The 15,637-nt window shown below is 69.9% G+C and carries 15 protein-coding genes; 14 read left to right on the top strand and 1 reads right to left on the bottom strand.

Annotated features, from left to right (window positions below; genetic code table 11):
* Positions 1 to 25 precede the first annotated feature (25 nt).
* From ABD371_RS24795 to ABD371_RS24840, 10 genes are all read left to right on the top strand, one after another.
* Positions 26 to 1,492: an SCO6880 family protein gene (locus ABD371_RS24795; protein ID WP_344480404.1), complete on the top strand. Its 1,467-nt coding sequence runs from the start codon at positions 26 to 28 to the stop codon at positions 1,490 to 1,492.
* Complete coding sequence (locus ABD371_RS24800) at positions 1,489 to 1,950, top strand: hypothetical protein (RefSeq protein WP_344480407.1); 462 nt, start codon at positions 1,489 to 1,491, stop codon at positions 1,948 to 1,950. Before ABD371_RS24795 ends, ABD371_RS24800 begins: the two co-directional genes overlap by 4 nt.
* Before the next feature lie 61 nt (positions 1,951 to 2,011).
* Positions 2,012 to 2,446 carry a DUF6238 family protein gene (locus ABD371_RS24805; RefSeq protein ID WP_344480409.1) on the top strand — a complete coding sequence of 145 codons (435 nt, stop codon included), beginning with the start codon at positions 2,012 to 2,014 and terminating at the stop codon, positions 2,444 to 2,446.
* 32 nt (positions 2,447 to 2,478) lie between these two features.
* On the top strand, positions 2,479 to 3,993 hold the full coding sequence (locus ABD371_RS24810) for an ATP-binding protein (protein WP_344480412.1): 1,515 nt from the start codon (positions 2,479 to 2,481) through the stop codon (positions 3,991 to 3,993).
* Positions 3,994 to 4,073: 80 nt separating this feature from the next.
* Positions 4,074 to 4,769 (top strand): hypothetical protein, encoded by a 696-nt coding sequence (locus ABD371_RS24815; RefSeq protein WP_344480415.1) that lies wholly within the window; start codon positions 4,074 to 4,076, stop codon positions 4,767 to 4,769.
* Between the two features lie 43 nt (positions 4,770 to 4,812).
* Positions 4,813 to 5,592, top strand: a complete 780-nt coding sequence (locus tag ABD371_RS24820; RefSeq protein ID WP_344480418.1) for a DUF317 domain-containing protein — start codon at positions 4,813 to 4,815, stop codon at positions 5,590 to 5,592.
* Positions 5,593 to 5,608: 16 nt separating this feature from the next.
* Positions 5,609 to 6,754: a hypothetical protein gene (locus tag ABD371_RS24825; protein WP_344480421.1), complete on the top strand. Its 1,146-nt coding sequence runs from the start codon at positions 5,609 to 5,611 to the stop codon at positions 6,752 to 6,754.
* Positions 6,754 to 7,197, top strand: coding sequence for a hypothetical protein (locus tag ABD371_RS24830; protein ID WP_344480424.1), 444 nt, complete (start codon positions 6,754 to 6,756; stop codon positions 7,195 to 7,197). The genes ABD371_RS24825 and ABD371_RS24830 overlap by 1 nt, the downstream gene beginning before the upstream one ends.
* A gap of 20 nt (positions 7,198 to 7,217) precedes the next feature.
* Complete coding sequence (locus ABD371_RS24835; protein WP_344480427.1) at positions 7,218 to 8,441, top strand: MFS transporter; 1,224 nt, start codon at positions 7,218 to 7,220, stop codon at positions 8,439 to 8,441.
* Positions 8,442 to 8,779: 338 nt separating this feature from the next.
* A complete protein-coding gene (locus ABD371_RS24840; protein WP_344480430.1) occupies positions 8,780 to 10,252 on the top strand; it encodes a NucA/NucB deoxyribonuclease domain-containing protein in 1,473 nt (490 codons plus the stop codon).
* A 155-nt stretch (positions 10,253 to 10,407) separates the two neighbouring features.
* Here the strand turns inward: ABD371_RS24840 and ABD371_RS24845 are convergent, their stop codons facing one another.
* On the bottom strand, positions 10,408 to 10,881 hold the full coding sequence (locus ABD371_RS24845; RefSeq protein WP_344480433.1) for a hypothetical protein: 474 nt from the start codon (positions 10,879 to 10,881) through the stop codon (positions 10,408 to 10,410).
* Between the two features lie 814 nt (positions 10,882 to 11,695).
* Here ABD371_RS24845 and ABD371_RS24850 point away from each other — a divergent pair.
* The 4 genes from ABD371_RS24850 (at position 11,696) to ABD371_RS24865 (ending at position 15,633) form a co-directional block, all read left to right on the top strand.
* Positions 11,696 to 11,971, top strand: a complete 276-nt coding sequence (locus tag ABD371_RS24850) for a hypothetical protein (protein ID WP_344480527.1) — start codon at positions 11,696 to 11,698, stop codon at positions 11,969 to 11,971.
* A 147-nt stretch (positions 11,972 to 12,118) separates the two neighbouring features.
* Positions 12,119 to 13,237, top strand: coding sequence for an AAA family ATPase (locus ABD371_RS24855; protein WP_344480530.1), 1,119 nt, complete (start codon positions 12,119 to 12,121; stop codon positions 13,235 to 13,237).
* A complete protein-coding gene (locus tag ABD371_RS24860) occupies positions 13,234 to 15,033 on the top strand; it encodes a vWA domain-containing protein (RefSeq protein ID WP_344480436.1) in 1,800 nt (599 codons plus the stop codon). The genes ABD371_RS24855 and ABD371_RS24860 overlap by 4 nt, the downstream gene beginning before the upstream one ends.
* 126 nt (positions 15,034 to 15,159) lie before the next feature.
* Positions 15,160 to 15,633, top strand: a complete 474-nt coding sequence (locus ABD371_RS24865) for a hypothetical protein (protein WP_381734473.1) — start codon at positions 15,160 to 15,162, stop codon at positions 15,631 to 15,633.
* The last annotated feature ends 4 nt before the right edge of the window (positions 15,634 to 15,637 follow it).

The raw sequence follows: 15,637 nt of genomic DNA on the forward strand, positions 1-15,637 counted from the left end.
CCGCGCCTCCGGAACGGTCCTTCTCTTGTCTGACACCGCCCCCCTCCCGCTCACGGTCAAGTTTCCGCACCGGTCCAGGCGCGGGATCCTCCTCGGGCTGTCCCTGCCCCAGCTCCTGCTCACCTCCGCCGCCCTCGCCCTGCTCATGGTCACCGTCGTCTCCACCGGACTGACCGGCGCCGCGGTCCTCACCCCGCTGTGGGCAGCGGTCGCCGCCCTCGTCCTGGTGAAGCGGAACGGGAGATCGCTGATCGACTGGGCCCCGATCGTCCTGCGCTACGCCCACCGGCACCGCACCGGACAGACGCTGTGGCTCGCCAAGCCGGTCTCCCGCCCCCGCCAGGACGGCGTACTCCACCTCCCCGGAACCAGCGCCAGCCTGCGCGTCGTCACCCCGCACGGGTCGGAGGCGGCGGCCGTCTACGACCCTCACCGGCGCACCCTCACCGCCATCGCCCGCGTTTCCAGCAGGGCCTTCGCCCTGCTCGACCCGGCCACCCAGAACGCCAACGTGAGCGGCTGGGGCAGGGCGCTGGCCGGTATCTCCCGCAACGGGAACATCGCGGCGATCCAGGTCCTGGAGCGCACCGTCCCCGACTCCGGCGACACCCTCACCCGGCACTGGACCCAGCACGGCCAACCCGAGACCCCCGTCGCGGGACAGGTGTACGCGGACCTCGTCGCCGCCGCCGGCCCCGCCGCCGCGCCGCATGAGGCGTACCTCGCGATCTCCCTCGACCTCCGCGCCGCCAAACGCCTCATCAGCCAGGCCGGGGGCGGACTCCCGGGGGCGTTCACGGTGCTGGAGCAGACCACCGCCTCCGTTTCTCAGGCTGTCCGGTCCGCCGGGCTGACCGTGACCGGGTGGCTCACCGCACACGAGATCGCCGCCGTGATCCGCACCGCCTACGACCCTGCCGCGCTCTCTCGTCTTCAGCAGTGGTCGGACTCCGGGCGCGCCGAGGCCGACCCGTCCGCCGCCGGACCGGTCGTCCAGGTCGAGGAACACGACCGCGTGATCACCGACAGCGCACGGCACGCCACCTACTGGATCGAGAACTGGCCCCGTACCGAAACGAGCCCGGGGTTCCTGCACGGACTCATGTTCTCCGCCGGAGTCCGGCGCAGCCTCTCCCTCATATACGTGCCGCAGAAGCTGGAGGCCGCTCTGCGGGACGTCCAGCGCACCAAGGCGACGATCATCGCCGACGCGAACGAGCGCAGGAGGCGGGGCATGGTCGACTCCGAGGCCGACAGCGTTGAGTACGCCGACGCCAAGGCCCGCGAGCGCCAGCTCATCGCCGGCCACGCCGACGTCGACCTGACCGGGCTCCTCACCGTCTCCGCCGAGACCGACGCCGCACTGGACGCGGCGTGCGCGCAGATCGAGACCGCGGCCGGGTCCGCCCAGGTCGATCTGCGGCGCCTGGACTACCAGCAGCCCGACGCCCTGACCACCGGTGCCCTCCCCCTCGCCCGCATCGCTCTGTGACCACGCCCAAGCCGGATCTCGCCGCGGAGATCCTGGCGCTCCACAGTCACCTGCGCGAGGAACACCGCCTCCACCAAGCCCGGATCGAGCCGTACCTCAACCCGGACAGGGAGGACATCGAGGAACCGGACCCGTACTGCGACGGACCCCACCTGGACATGGCCATCGAAGCCGCCGAGACGCTCGGCCTCGCCGTGGACCAGCTCGAACACCTCATCGCCACGAATCTCCAGCCGGCCTACGCCCTCGCGTTCACCGGGCCCGATCACCAGGATGGGGCCGGGCCTTCGCTGTCCGCCGCCTGCGGCACCAACCCCACCTGCACTGCGGCACGCGGCACCTGCGCCGATCCGCACCACGAGCAGTCCTGGTGCCCGCCGAGCAGTCCCCCCTCGCGTCCCGCACCCGGGCCCCCCGCTTACCGCCCTTCCAGTCCGTCACGGCACCCCGGCCGGTGATCACGGAACCGCAGCGGACCACCCACCCGTGCAATGAGCCGTCCCGGCACCAAGGATCCTCTTGACCTCTCCCCCCGACGCATCCCCCTATCTGAGGGCCGCGACCGCCGGCCTGCGCCACCACACCCGTGCGCTCACCAACGGAACCCCGCCCGTGCATCGGACAGCGGACCGCGCCCACCTCGACACCGTCCACGCCCACCTCACCGCACTCCACCAGCTCCTTGACCGGCTCACCGAACTGACCCGGCCCCCACACCCCACCGCGGGCAGGCACCTCGCCGCCGCGCACACCCTGGTATGGCAGGCCGCCGCAGAGGTGCACAACGCTTTCCACACACTGCCCGCCACGGCCGGCGGCAACGGCTCGGACTGCGAACCGAAGGCGCTGCCACAAGGCCCGCCGTTCCTGACGATCTGCCACAGGCACCTCGCCACGGGTCACGCCGTCCGCCGCAAGACCACCCCCGCCGACCACAACGCCCCCGCCTCATGAGCGGACAGCACCGCCGAAACGGAACCCCGACGATGAATCACCGGCCCGCCCGCCGAGCCCGCCGCGCTTCCGCCAGTCCTCTCTTCACCCCGCACGGGACCGACCGCGCCGGCCGTCGCAAGGCCCGCAAACAGCTCGCCGAAGCCACCGCGAAGGCCCACGCCCGCGCCACCGCCCACCCCGACGGAACCGTTCCCGTCGAGGAGCCCCTGCCCGCCCCCCTGTACGGGCTCGCCGGGCGCCCCGGCCCCGCCTCGGCCCGCGGATCGCGGCTCACGCTCCCGGCGCACCGGATGACTACCGCCATCGCCAGCGGCGCCTATCCCTTCCTCGCCGAGGGCGGACTCGGTGCCGACGGTGTCTACATCGGACGCGACGTCCACGCCGAGGCAGCCTTCAGCTTCGACCCGTTCAGCCTCTACGGCCGTGTCGAGGGCTTCACCAACCCAAACGTTCTACTGGCCGGGGTGATCGGGCAGGGCAAGTCAGCGCTGGCCAAAAGCTTTGCCCTCCGCTCGATCGCGTTCGGCTACCGGGTCTATGTCCCCTGCGACCCGAAGGGCGAATGGACCAGCGTCGCGTCCGCGCTCGGCGGAACCTCCATCGCCCTCGGCCCCGGCCTCCCTGGGAGGCTCAACCCTCTGGATGCAGCCCCACGCCCGGAGTCCGTTCGGGAGGTGGAGTGGACGGGTGAGATCCGCAAGCGCCGCCTACTGCTGCTCGGCTCGCTCGCTCGGACCGTCCTCGGACGCGACCTCGCGCCCATGGAACACACCGCGCTCGATGTCGCTCTCGACGCAGTCGTCAGCCAAGCCGCCGCCATCGGGCGGATCCCTCTCCTCGGCGACATCGCCACCACCCTCAACAACCCCGCCACCCTGGACCTGATGGGCGGGACCATGTCCGGGCGGCTCGGCGACGCCGCCCGCGACCTCGCCCACGCCATGCGCCGCCTCGTCCACGGCGACCTCGCAGGCATGTTCGATGCCCCCTCCACCGTCGCGTTCGACCCCAACAGCCCCATGCTCACCATCGACCTGTCCCGCCTCGGCGGCTCCGGCGACGACACAGCCCTCGTGCTCGCCATGACCTGCGCCAGCGCCTGGATGGAGAGCGCGCTCACCGACCCGAACGGCGGCCGTCGCTGGATCGTCTACGACGAAGCCTGGCGCCTCATGCGCCACCCGGGTCTCCTCCAGCGCATGCAGTCCCAGTGGAAACTGAGCCGCGGCCTAGGTATCGCCAACCTGATGGTCATCCACCGCCTCAGCGATCTGCTGACCGCCGGCGACGCCGGCTCCCGCGGACGCGCCCTGGCCGAGGGCCTCCTGGCCGACTGTTCCACCCGCATCATCTACCGCCAGGAAAACGACCAACTTGCCGCCGCGGCAGCCCTCCTCGGTCTCACCAGCGTCGAGTCCGAGGCCATCGCCCACCTCAACCGCGGCAGAGGACTGTGGAAGGTCGCCGGAAGATCATTCATCGTTCAACATCTTATGCATCCTCACGAGCGCATGCTTTTCGACACCGACGCCCGCATGCACTGAAGAGGGCACCGAGTTCATGAATCCCGACCGCCCTCCCCGGCCTGGTTCCGGCCTCCCGCACGCGCACTGCGGCTGAGGGTATGAGGGCAGCCACCACTGGTCGGCAGAACTCGCCGCACCACCCCGGCCTCACGCCCGAGACTGCCGCCCACCGCGCCACGGCCCGGCCGGCAGTCCACCATCTCCCGGAGCGTCTTCTGTCCACTCGTTCGTTCATCGCCCGTCCCACCGACAGTGGGTTCGAGGGCCTCTACTGCCACTACGACGGTTTCCCCGACCACCAGCTCCCTCTCCTGCTCGCCGCGTACAACCATCGCTTCGCCGGTGACCTCGACGCCATGACCCGACACCTGATCGACGACGTACCGGTCGGCTGGAGCACTCTGGGAACGGACCTCCTCGACGGAGCCCCCGAACAGATCCGCACAGCGCTGACCCTGCACGGCGAGTACCCCAGCTCCGGCCTCGACGACCTCATCACCCTCGACGGTTCCCCGCCGGAGCGCATGACCGTCACACCGGAAACCACCGAGGGACTGGACTGGGGATACATCCTGCGCCCCGAGGGGATCGAAGTCATCTCCCTGCGCGAGTACACCCGCGGCCCGCTCGTCGGCTGGGACACCGATCCTCTGTCGCGTATCAGCGACGCCCCCGCCCGATGGGTCCCCGGCTGGCCCGCGCCGATCGCCGCCCCACGCCCGGCACCGAGGCTCACCACCACGGCCCCGGCAGCGGCCGACTCCGGACCACAGCGTGCAGCCGCCCGCCGCTGAATCACCCCTGCACCCTCTTCGTCTCACGGCTCCTGGAGCATCTGTGCCTCACGCCCTGTATGAGGTGAGCCCCCGCTACCTGGCGGCCAGCCCTCTCTCCGATCACCGCGACCACCTGGACGCGCTCGCCGCGAGCACCGGCTGGACGCTCACCGCCAAGGGATCGACGGCGACCGTCACGAGCCCGTGCGAGCGGATCGTCCTGCGTCACGACACGGCCGCCGAGGGCTGGGGGCCGCATCTGGTCATCACCGCCCGCACCGGTCCCGGCGCCCCGGCCCGGTGGCGGGCCGACATCGCCGGCAACACCCCGGTCGAACTCGTCACCGCGCTCACCAGCACGATCACCACCGCGCTGGAAACCGACCCCGACCATCTGGTCTACGACATCGCCGCCACCCCCGAGCCGATGATCATGCTGGAGGCCAGCGACGAGCACTGGGAGTTCGTCAGCGACCAGGGTCTGGGCGGTTTCCAGGCCACCGACGGACTCGCGGCGGTCCTCAGCCGGGCACCGGACTCTCCGGAGCCGCCGCTGCGGAACGACCCCGACGTCGCCTGGCACCTGGCCGCGGTCCACCCCGCCGGATCCCTGTGGGATGTGTCCTTCACTCAGGGCGTTCCCGTGTTCGTCGTCGCCTCCGCCCTGGAGCAGACTCTGTCGCCCGAGCCGCTCATCCGGCCCGCAGGCATCGCCCTGCATCCGGCCTTCGCCCCTTTGATCACCGCCCGCCCCCTGCCTGCCACCCGGCCGGCCCGGACCGCCACGGGTCTCCCCCCTCAGTCTCCGGGTCCCGCCCCGGGCAACGCGAAGACACGGTGAAGCGGAGACACAGACTTTGAGCTCCCACACCGCCTCCACACCGCCCGCCCGGATCACCCTGTCGATGTGCGAAGCGGCGGAGATCACCGCCATCGCCACTGGCGAGCAGTACCGCTGGGCCCACACCGCTCTGGCCGCCGCCGGGTGGGAACGGACCGCAAACGGCGTCCACACCCGGCTCTTCGGTGACCGGGCCGCCGCCGAACGGGCCGTCTCCACCCTGGTCCACTTCGCCCGCCGACACCGGACTGCCGTCGTCACCAGCACTCGCCCCCACCTCGGCGACATCGCCGGCGCCATCGCCCACCAGCTCCCCGGACCGTGGACCCCGACGATCGAGGTCTACAGCAACCCGGTGTGGCAGCAGGACCTGGTGCCGTGGCTGTGGGACTCCGGCGAACTCACCCGGGCCGTCCAGGCGGGACAGGTGACACATGCCGCCAAGCTCACGAACCAGGCCGCGGGCATCGACCTGCTACTCATCGAACGCCCCGGCCACTCCAGCGGGTACGTGATCGGAGCGTTCGCGCCCGACGGCTTCGACGACAACTACGAGGGCCCCTACTCGCCCGCCGGCGCGGTCCTCCCCCAGGATCCGTACCGGGCTGCCGCCGAGATCGCGGACCGGTACCTGCCCGGCTACCAGCAGGCGCTGCACGCCCGGCGCACGGCGGCCGTCGCCTACGCCCTGAGCCGGATCCGCGACGAGCGCACCGAACTCCAGCACCTCACCGCCACCGGGCCCGACCCGGCGCACACGGAGCGGTTCGCCGACGTGGCCTGGTACGAGGTTCTCGACATCGTGAAACACGCCCCGCCCCTCATCGAACGCTGCCGGCGCAGCCCCCTCCCTCTGGAGAACTCCACGGCCATCACCCGTCTCGAAGTCGCTCTCGGCACGGGCACCACGATCGTGAACGGGTGGCACAGTCTGCTCACCGGCACACCGGACGCACCACGGGCGTACCGGGCCGAGCACTTCCCCGAAGCGAAGGCCACCCGCAACCGCGCCATCCATCCGGTGATCGACACCTGGCTGGCCCACGGCGACACCCTGCTGCGCCACGCCGCCCCTGCCGCCCCGGGCCGTGCCCCAGTCCTGGCTCCCGCCGCAGTCCCGGCACTGCCTCCGGCGGCCTCCACACCGGCCCGCCCCCGCTAGTGAAGGAGCACTCCCCTCTGCAGCAGTTCCACATCGGCACCCACCCCGAACACGGAATCGCCGCATCCGCCCATGCCGGTCTGCCCGCCCACATCGCCGACTGGTACCTCGTACGCCTCCAGTTCGAAACGGTGCCCGACCGGCCCGGGCTGTACCGGCTGAGCGACCCGGACCGTGACGGGCTGCGGCGCGCCCGCCAGGCCGTCCACGACCTGCGCGTCCAAGGGCTCACCATCCAGGCCGACTACATCCTCGATACCGAACCCGAACCCAGTTTGCCGGAGCGGCTCGTCCTGGCCCGGCAGACCCGTCTCGCCCGGGCCGCTGCCGCCCGCTCACCCCAGCTCCGCACCACCCCCGCCGCCAACCCCGCCCCGGTATACGCGGCTGTGCCTGCGGCTCCGTCCTCCAGCAGACCCGGGACCGGCGGCCCCCACCGTTAGAGAAAGCACTCTTCTTCCCGTTGCCCCTCACCGACCACCCCACGCCGTCCACGACGTACCGGGCGATTCTGCGGAGCCCGTATGCCACCCGTCTGCTGGTCGGCACCCTGGTCGGGCGTCTCCCGGCCGGGATGGTCCCCGTCGCGATCGTGCTCGTCGTCACCGCCGAGAGCGGACCTCTCGCCCTCGGCGGGCTCCTCAGCGCCGTGTACGGGCTGGCGTCCGCGCTCGCCCAGCCGGCCAAGGGGCGGCTCATGGACCGCTTCGGCCCTGTGCGGGTCTCCGGGCCGGCGGCGGTTCTCCACTCGGCGGGGCTGCTGTTACTTCCATGGACGGTCTCGACCGGAGAGCCGGCGGTCGTGGTCGGTACGGTCGGGATCGCCGGCCTGTGCACGCCGCCGCTGGAGTCGGGGCTGCGGCTCCTGTGGCCCCGGGTCTTCCCCGACCCCGGCCGACGCAAGGCCGCACTCGCCCTGGACACCGGCACTCAGGGCGTGATCCACATCGCGGGACCGCTGCTGGTGGCCGGTCTCGTCACCGTGCAGGACCCCGATGCCGCCTTCGCCGCAGCGGCCGTGCTGGGACTGGGCGGATCCGCCCTCGCTCTCACCACACTCCCGGCCCGCGCCTGGCGGCCCGCCATTGCCGGCGGCGCCGCCCGCCCCGGACCTCTGAGGGGCCGTGGACTGGGGCCGGTCTTCACCGCGGTGGCGGGCATCGGCTTCACCCTGGGCACGATGAACATCTGGGCCTCCGCCCTGGCCGACCACCACGACACCCCGCTGACGTCCGGTCTGATGCCCGCCGCCTTCTCCACCGGTTCCCTGATCGGCGGGCTGATCTTCGGACGCCGGACCTGGCCCGGCTCACCCCCCGCTCAGCTCCTCGCCACCGCCGCCGGGTTCTGCGCCGGATGGCTCCCCCTGCTGACCGCGCCGAGCGCAGCGGCGGCAACGGTCCTGGTGATAGTGCCGGGCCTGTTCCTCGCCCCGGTCCTCGCCGGTGCGTTCACCACCACCCGGACCCTCGCTCCCGCCGCGCGCCTCGGGGAAGCGTACGGGTGGCTGATCCTCTCCCTCGGAGCCGGCCACGCCGCCGGAACCGCTCTCGCCGGACACCTGACCGCCACTCACCCCCTGGCCGCCCCCGCGCTCCTCGTCGCAGGAGCGGCAGCAGCCGTCACCGCTGCCGCTGCCGCCCGGCGGCATCGGACCCCGGCCGCGTCGTCCCCGCCCCGGCCCTGAGGCCTTTTCTCCCCGAAGGCAGCTTCTTCGCCGTGCTGTTCACTCATCCGCCCGAGTGGGAGACCGCCTCGCCGAATGCCGGGTCAGCCTACCCGGCACCGCCGAATGACCAGCTGTCACCACGCCAAGGGACATGACCCGCGTGGCCGACCACAGTCGCGGGGCAGCCTTCCTTCGTGCAGCAGGTCATCACACGGTGATGAATGCGAAAATCCTGCTCACCAGCGATGGTTCACCATGGACGGCCCCAACGGGGCTGACTTTAACGGTCACATGGGGTGCCGATTCCGGCCATAGAGACATCTCCGTGTCGACGGGTGCAGGGAGTGTCGGATTGAGTGGCAGCACATCCACCGGATGAAGCGGAGGGGGAAACAGTGAACAGAAAATGGACTCGCGGCATCACAATGCTGGCAATCGCAGTACTGCTGCCAGTCGCAACACCTCAGACTGGCACGGCCGACGGCACCAGCGGGCGCATCGAGGCGAACATCCTGCCGGCGGGCACCCGTATTCCATCGCTGCAGGAGATGCAGTCGGGTGACGTCCGCGAGGCTTTCCGGAAACTCGCAGCCCGGACGAGCCTTGGATCGAGCCAGGTCGCCCAGGAGACAGTGGGCCCCGCCCGTTCCTATGCGCCCGTGGCGGCAATGCCGTCACACACTCCCCAGACGCACCGGGCAACCGTTCAGGGATCAGGCAAAACTGGCCCGGAGAAGATCACGTACCCTCAGCCGTCGCGCACCATGACGGAATCCGAGTGCAGAAAAGGGCTCGGGGAGAAATTGCCGTTCTTCTTCAAGTCCCGCTTCGCGGCCTGCGCCGGCGCAGTATTCACACAGACCTGGACCAAGAAAGGCAAGCCTGCCGGGGAAAGCCAATTCGTCGCCCTGGTGGTCGGCACCATCGCAAAGGACAGCAGGAAGATTGACTACCGGTACCACTTCACCAACATGGAAGAAACCGGAGACACTAAGACTTCCGGCCTGAAAATAACCATCGACCCCAAGCATCCGGCGACCTGGCCGTCCAAGGTCAAGATAAAGCACGGCGGAAAAATCCCGGATTCTCCGACTTTCGACGAACTGAAGAAGCTGAAGACTTTCACCCACACCACAACCGTGGACGCTGGCCAGGGAAAAAAGCCGGACGACAGAGTCTTCGCCGTGTACGAGCCGGTCATCAAACTGACACCACCGCCCGGCTACAAGCTCTCGGGAAACACCGAAGGCAAACTGTTCATGCTACCTCCGCGCTGGGACGCGGCATCCTACCTCCCGAACGAAGAGGGACAGAAGGGCAAACCGCACACGAAGGGTGCGGCATCTTTCTCCTTCCTGGGATTCCTCAAGTACAGCTCGAAGCCAGGAGCAAAGGAGAAAGCGGTAGCCGATCACATAAAGAAAGCGTTCAACAAACCCAAGGACACAAAGCCCGTCAATACGGATAAGGACATCCCGGGAGCCGTCCCAAGGGAGTCCATAAGCCGCCTCTTCCACGACAAGAAGCGTCGCAACCAGAATCGATCCGCCGCCGTCCGGACATGCGTAAAATACTGGGGAAAGAATTACACTGCAGGAAAGAAGGAGTGCGACGAATTCCCCTTCGCGAGCACCTATCAAGGAGCCGCACAAAAGAAAAGCGAACCCAAGGCTCCCGCCGACAACTTCTCGGCTCTCCCCATTCCCAAAACCGAGAACGGTGCAGGAGGCACCATGCTGGCCCTCTTCTACGATCAGGAACGCCTACTGGACGGCCTGCACAGCGATCCAAAGGAAGTCGACGACGGATTCATCGTTGTCATATCCTAATACGCCACCCGGGCCGGAGAGTGGACCGTGGCGGCCGAGGGCGGATCGACAGGAGGCAGGGATCCGGCAGTGACTAGTTAAGGAATCACTGATCGGGATTCGCTCCATGCAATCCGAGTGTCCGGTGAGGTGCCCTACGGCACCTCACCGGACACTCAGGCGCATGGCCACATCTGCACCACGTACTGCTCGACGCCTTCCACCTCTTCCACCTCTTCCAGCGGAGCCAGCTCTGCCACCCGCGTACGCCCCGCACAGCGAACCCGAACCCGCCAGCGCACCCCTGCGCGCCCCAGCTCCACGGACTCCTCGTCCGGCCCGTACGTGACTGCCCACACCCTCAATCGTCCTGACAGGGAGAACAGTTCAGCCTCCGCTTCCGCATCCCACTCGCCTGGAAGGTCGGCCGGCGGCTCCGCATCCCACACCTCGACCGTCATAGCAGCCTGGTGCGTGTGGCCGGCGCTCTCCAGGTCGATGCGTCCTTCGCGCGCGATGAGGAACTCGCCGTCCATCTCACGCTCACCAGGCCATCTGACCGGCACGCCCTCGCCGTCAGCCTCCTGCAAGCACAGCCCGAAGAAGTCCACCCACGGCTTCAAGTGCTGCTCGCTTACCTTCTGCGCCACGATCCACTCCCACTCTCAGCACTTCCGGTTCACTGCGAGTTTGATTATCCACAGAACCGACCCTGCCGAGGGGCTGATTCACCATGAGCCACCAGACGGCGATCACAGCAAGCCGATCACACCCCGATATCTGCGGATCGTCGAGTCCGCCCGCTGCACGACACCGATGAGGTGCGTCATCCAGCCATCCAGATCTGGCGTGATCCACTGCAACGGATGGGTATTCGCGAACTCCGAAAACTGCTCCACCACCCGGAGCCGGCCACCGATCGTCTTCGGCCACAGAAGGCGTCCCCCGCGCTGCTGACGTGTCCACCCTCCAGCAGTACCTCGAAGGCCGCTTCCTCGCGCTGCTGCGGAGATACCCCTGCAGCAGCGCCAGCCGCACGGAAGCGTCCCCTGGGCCAATCAAGTGCCACCGGCCACCACTGTCCGCCGTATGAATCGCGTCTCTGACGCGTGACGCTCGGCAACGACGTATGCAACCGCCCCAGCCCCCTGTAGAGAGGCTCTCTAATCGACGCCGCAGAACAACCGTCCAGCCTCGAACGCAACTGCCATTAAGTGGAATTACCTGGGCGTTGTTGGTACACCCGGCTATCAGAACGTGCGGAAGGGCGAGTCAGGTAGCTGCGGGGCGGTGAGGCCCGCCCTGGAGCATGTCGGCAGTCATTGCCCATCGTTCGTGGTGCAGCCACGCACCGTTGATGCGCTGGAGGCTCCGGGCCCGTCTCGCCTTCGCCCAACACCCCACCGCTTTCGCTCCACCACCGATAGGAGATCCGTCTTGCCCGAAGCACCAGCAGAGCCGTTCATGACGATCCGGCACACCGTCACCGGCGAGATCACCACCACCGGCTACAACGCCGCCGCCCGGCGGATCCTGCTCCAGTCCGGCTTCGAAGAGACGCCAGGCTGCGCCTGCCGAGCGACGGAACCCGGTACGGAGCGGACGCACGGGCCTGCTCGGCAGCCGGCGAGCTGTTCGTCGCCGGCCATCCCCTGTACCTGGACCGATCCCTCGGTCGGCGGGGGAGCGCCGACGGTACGCCCTCGTTGGCCCGGTCGCCGATGTCGGCAGAGTCTGTGATCCGCTCCGAGAGCGGCCAGCCTCGCCAGCGCATGGCCAACCCCGCCCGCACCCGCACCCGCACCTGTTGAAGGGGCCTCGCTTTTGACCACACCCGGAATGCCTACCAGTCCGGCGCGCACCAAGGGCGGCGAACTACGGGCCAAGGTGGCCCGACTGCTGGCCGACCGGCCGGCGGACCCGCTCACCATCGGGGACATGACCCGGCAGCTGGGCCACTCCCACGGCGCCGTCCGCAACGCCGCCCTCACCCTGGTGCGGCGCGGGGAGGCCGACCAAGGCGGTACCGGGCAGCCGGAGTTCCGCGCGAACGCGAAGACCGCCACGGCCGCGCAGACCGCTGTGATCAGCCCACCGGGCACCCATGCTCCCCGCGCCCAGGCGGCCACGGCCTGCACGACCACTCCCGCAGCAGCCACGCCGAAGCAGACCGGTCCGATCCGCCGCGCGGGGGGCCAGCTCTACCACCCCCGGGAGCTGGCCGATCTGCCCGACGTCGAGGCGCTGAATCGCCTGCGCGACGCCGACGTGCCGGTGCTGCTCTACGGCCCTCCGGGCACCGGCAAGACGAGTCTGGTCGAGGCTGCGTTCCCGGACCTGCTCACCGTCGCCGGCGACGGCGACACCACGGTCGGCGACTTGATCGGCGAGTACACACAGGACGACGCGGGAGCCTATGTCTTCCAGTACGGCCTGCTGGTCACCGCGATGACCGAGGGCCGCGCCCTGCTGATCGACGATGCCACCTTGATCTCACCGAAGGTCCTGGCGGCGCTGTATCCCGCGATGGACGGGCGCAAGCAGATCCAGGTCAAGGCCCACAAGGGCGAGACCATCAAGGCCGAGCCGGGCTTCTACGTGGTGGCGGGCCACAATCCCGGCGTCCACGGGGCGGTGTTGACGGAGGCGCTGTCGTCCCGGTTCAGCGTGCAGATCCAGGTCGGCACGGACTATGACCTCGCCCTGGCTTTGAGGGTTGATGCACGGGTGGTCCGGGTCGCCCGGCACCTCGCCCGCCAGGTCGAACTCGGTGAGCTGGGCTGGGCCCCCCAACTGCGGGAGTTGCTGAGCTACCAGAAGACCGAGACCGTCCTTGGCACCAAGGCCGCGCTCGCGAACCTGGTCGGCATCGCTCCTGTGGAGGATCGCGACGCCGTCGCCGCCGCCGTCATCAAGGCTGCCGGCGTCAAACAGGTCGCTCCCCTCACCCTCGGCAAGCAGCTCCCGGGCAGCACCGTCTCCGTGCACCGGGGCCGCTCGCGATGAGCGCCCACCACCACGTCCAGTCCCCCGCCACCACGCCGGAGGACGACGCCGACCTCGCGCGCTGGGATGACGACGGCGCCCCGCCCGCGCAGCCCCGTTCCTCCCCTCACGCGTGGCTGCGCGTGGGAGCCGAACTCGGCGACCGGCTGGTCGACCTCTCCGGCCGCCAGGACCTCCTCGTCACCTGCCGCCCCGGCACGCGCAGCGGCGGACCGGCCGCGTTCTTCCCCGCTCTGGGCGAGGTCGAGTTCGACGCCGGCCTGTTCGCCCCGCTGAAGCCCCACGAGATCCATCCGCGGATCGTGGGCGACGAGGAGCGGTATCCCGCTGCCTGGGGTGTGTTCGTCCACGAGGCCGCGCACGCGGCCCACTCCGTCTGGACGGCGCCTGCCGGAGCGGACCCCCGTGTCGTCGAGGCCGCGCTCCTGCTGGAGGAGAGCCGTGTCGAAGGCGCACACCTGATCACGCGGCCCACGGACCGCACGTACCTGCGCACCAGTGCCCGAACCCTGGTCATGCCCGACATCGCCCATCCCACCCTCCAGGGCATCGAGCACGCCGCATCCGTTGCGGCCCTGATCCTCGGCCGCCGTGATGTCGGCATCCTGGACGCCGGCGAGACCCGGGCCGTCGCCGATCTGTGCGAAAAGGTGCTGGGCGCAGGCCTGCTGGCCACCCTCACCGGCATCTGGACCGCAGCCCATCAGTGCGCCGACCACGACGCCGCGACCATGCTCGCGCACGCTCAAAATTGGTGTGACGCTCTGGACACTGCGGCCCCCGCGCTGCCCGTGCCGGAGAACCTCACCGATCTGCTGTCCGGTGCCGTGGGGGTCGTCATGGACAGCACGGCCGCCACCGACGCCGCCGACCTCGCGGCACAGGCCGCAGCGGCCAACGCCATGGCCGCGCGCTCCAAGGCGCAGGCACAGGACCGCGTCCAGCGGGCCGGCCGGCGACGCAAAGCCGCCGCCATTGCCAAGAGCGTCTTCAACGCCCGTGGCACCACTGTCACCCCCGACGGCACACCGGCGCCCTACGGTAACCCGGTCACCGGCACCCGCAGGCCCACCGCCGCCGAGCAGAGTGCCGCCGCGCGCCTGAGCCGCGCCCTGCGCGCCGCCGCCTACCGCGAGCGGACCGAGGAGCGGACCACCAGCCCCACCCCGCCCGGCCGCCTCAACATGCGCGCGGCCCTCGCCCGCGACGCTCAGCGCGCGGCCGGGTCGGTCCCCACCGCGGAGCCGTTCACCCACACCCGCCGCCGGAACTCCCCCACCCCACCGCTGCGTGTGGGTATCGCCGTCGACGTCTCCGGCTCCATGCGTGCCGCCTGCGCGCCCGTCGCGTCCGCTGCCTGGATCGTGGCACGCGCAGCAGCCCTGACCGACCCCGACTCCCTCACCGCCACCATCGCCTACGACCAGCACCTCACCGCATTGACCCGACCCACCCACCGGGCACCAGAGCGCGTGACGACGTTCGACGCCAACGGCGGCCACCACAACCTCGGCGACGCCATCGACGCACTCGACCACGGCCTCGAACTCAGCCGCCCCGGCACCGGCCGCCTCCTCGTGATCGTCACCGACGCCCGGTACAGCACCGACGAAACCGCTCAAGCCGCCACCCGCGTCAAGCAGCTCACAACCGCCGGCTGCGCCGTACTCCAGCTCACCCTCACCGCAGAGTCCCACCACTTGCCGGGGACCACCTTGCTGCACCTGCCCCGGCCCTCCAGCGCTCCCGCCGCCATCGCCACTGCGGCCACAGACGCCATCCGCAGGACACGCTGAAACGACGCAGGCCACCACCCCGACCGCCAGCGAAAGGAACTCGATTTGAAGCCCCAGACCAGCAGCCCGACCTCGAACGCAACGCCCATCAAACGGAATTCCCCGGGGGTTGCGACTTCCTGGGACATCGTCCACGCCTGCGGACACGCATGGACGCACGACCTCTCGTCCCGCGCCGCCGACCAGCGCGCTTCCTTCGCCCGCTGGCTCACCAGTCGGGACTGCACCGACTGCTGGCGGACCACCCGGTCCGCCGACACCGCCGGCCGCGAGGAGTGGCTGGCTGCCCGGCGCGCCGCCGAGCAGCAGGCCGCCGCCGAGTGGGCGAAACGTTTCGGCATGCCGCCGCTCGAAGGCCCCGAGAAGATCCTCGGCTGGGCCGAGCGGTGCCGCCACCAGCTCGTGACCACGGCGCACACCGCGCTGGTCGCCGAGGGCACCTGGGACGAGGCGGACTGGGCCGATCTGGAGGAGAAGGCCCGGAACGTCACCCGCGGCGGATGGTGGCTCGACCAGCGCGATAGCGAAGCCGCCGATCTGCCCGAACTCTTGGACGCGGCAAGCGCGAACGACCGGGGGACCGAGAACCCGTTCCGCTGACCAG

Origin of the sequence: Streptomyces amakusaensis (assembly GCF_039532665.1) — a bacterium.
GTDB classification, from domain to species: Bacteria; Actinomycetota; Actinomycetes; order Streptomycetales; family Streptomycetaceae; genus Streptomyces; species Streptomyces amakusaensis.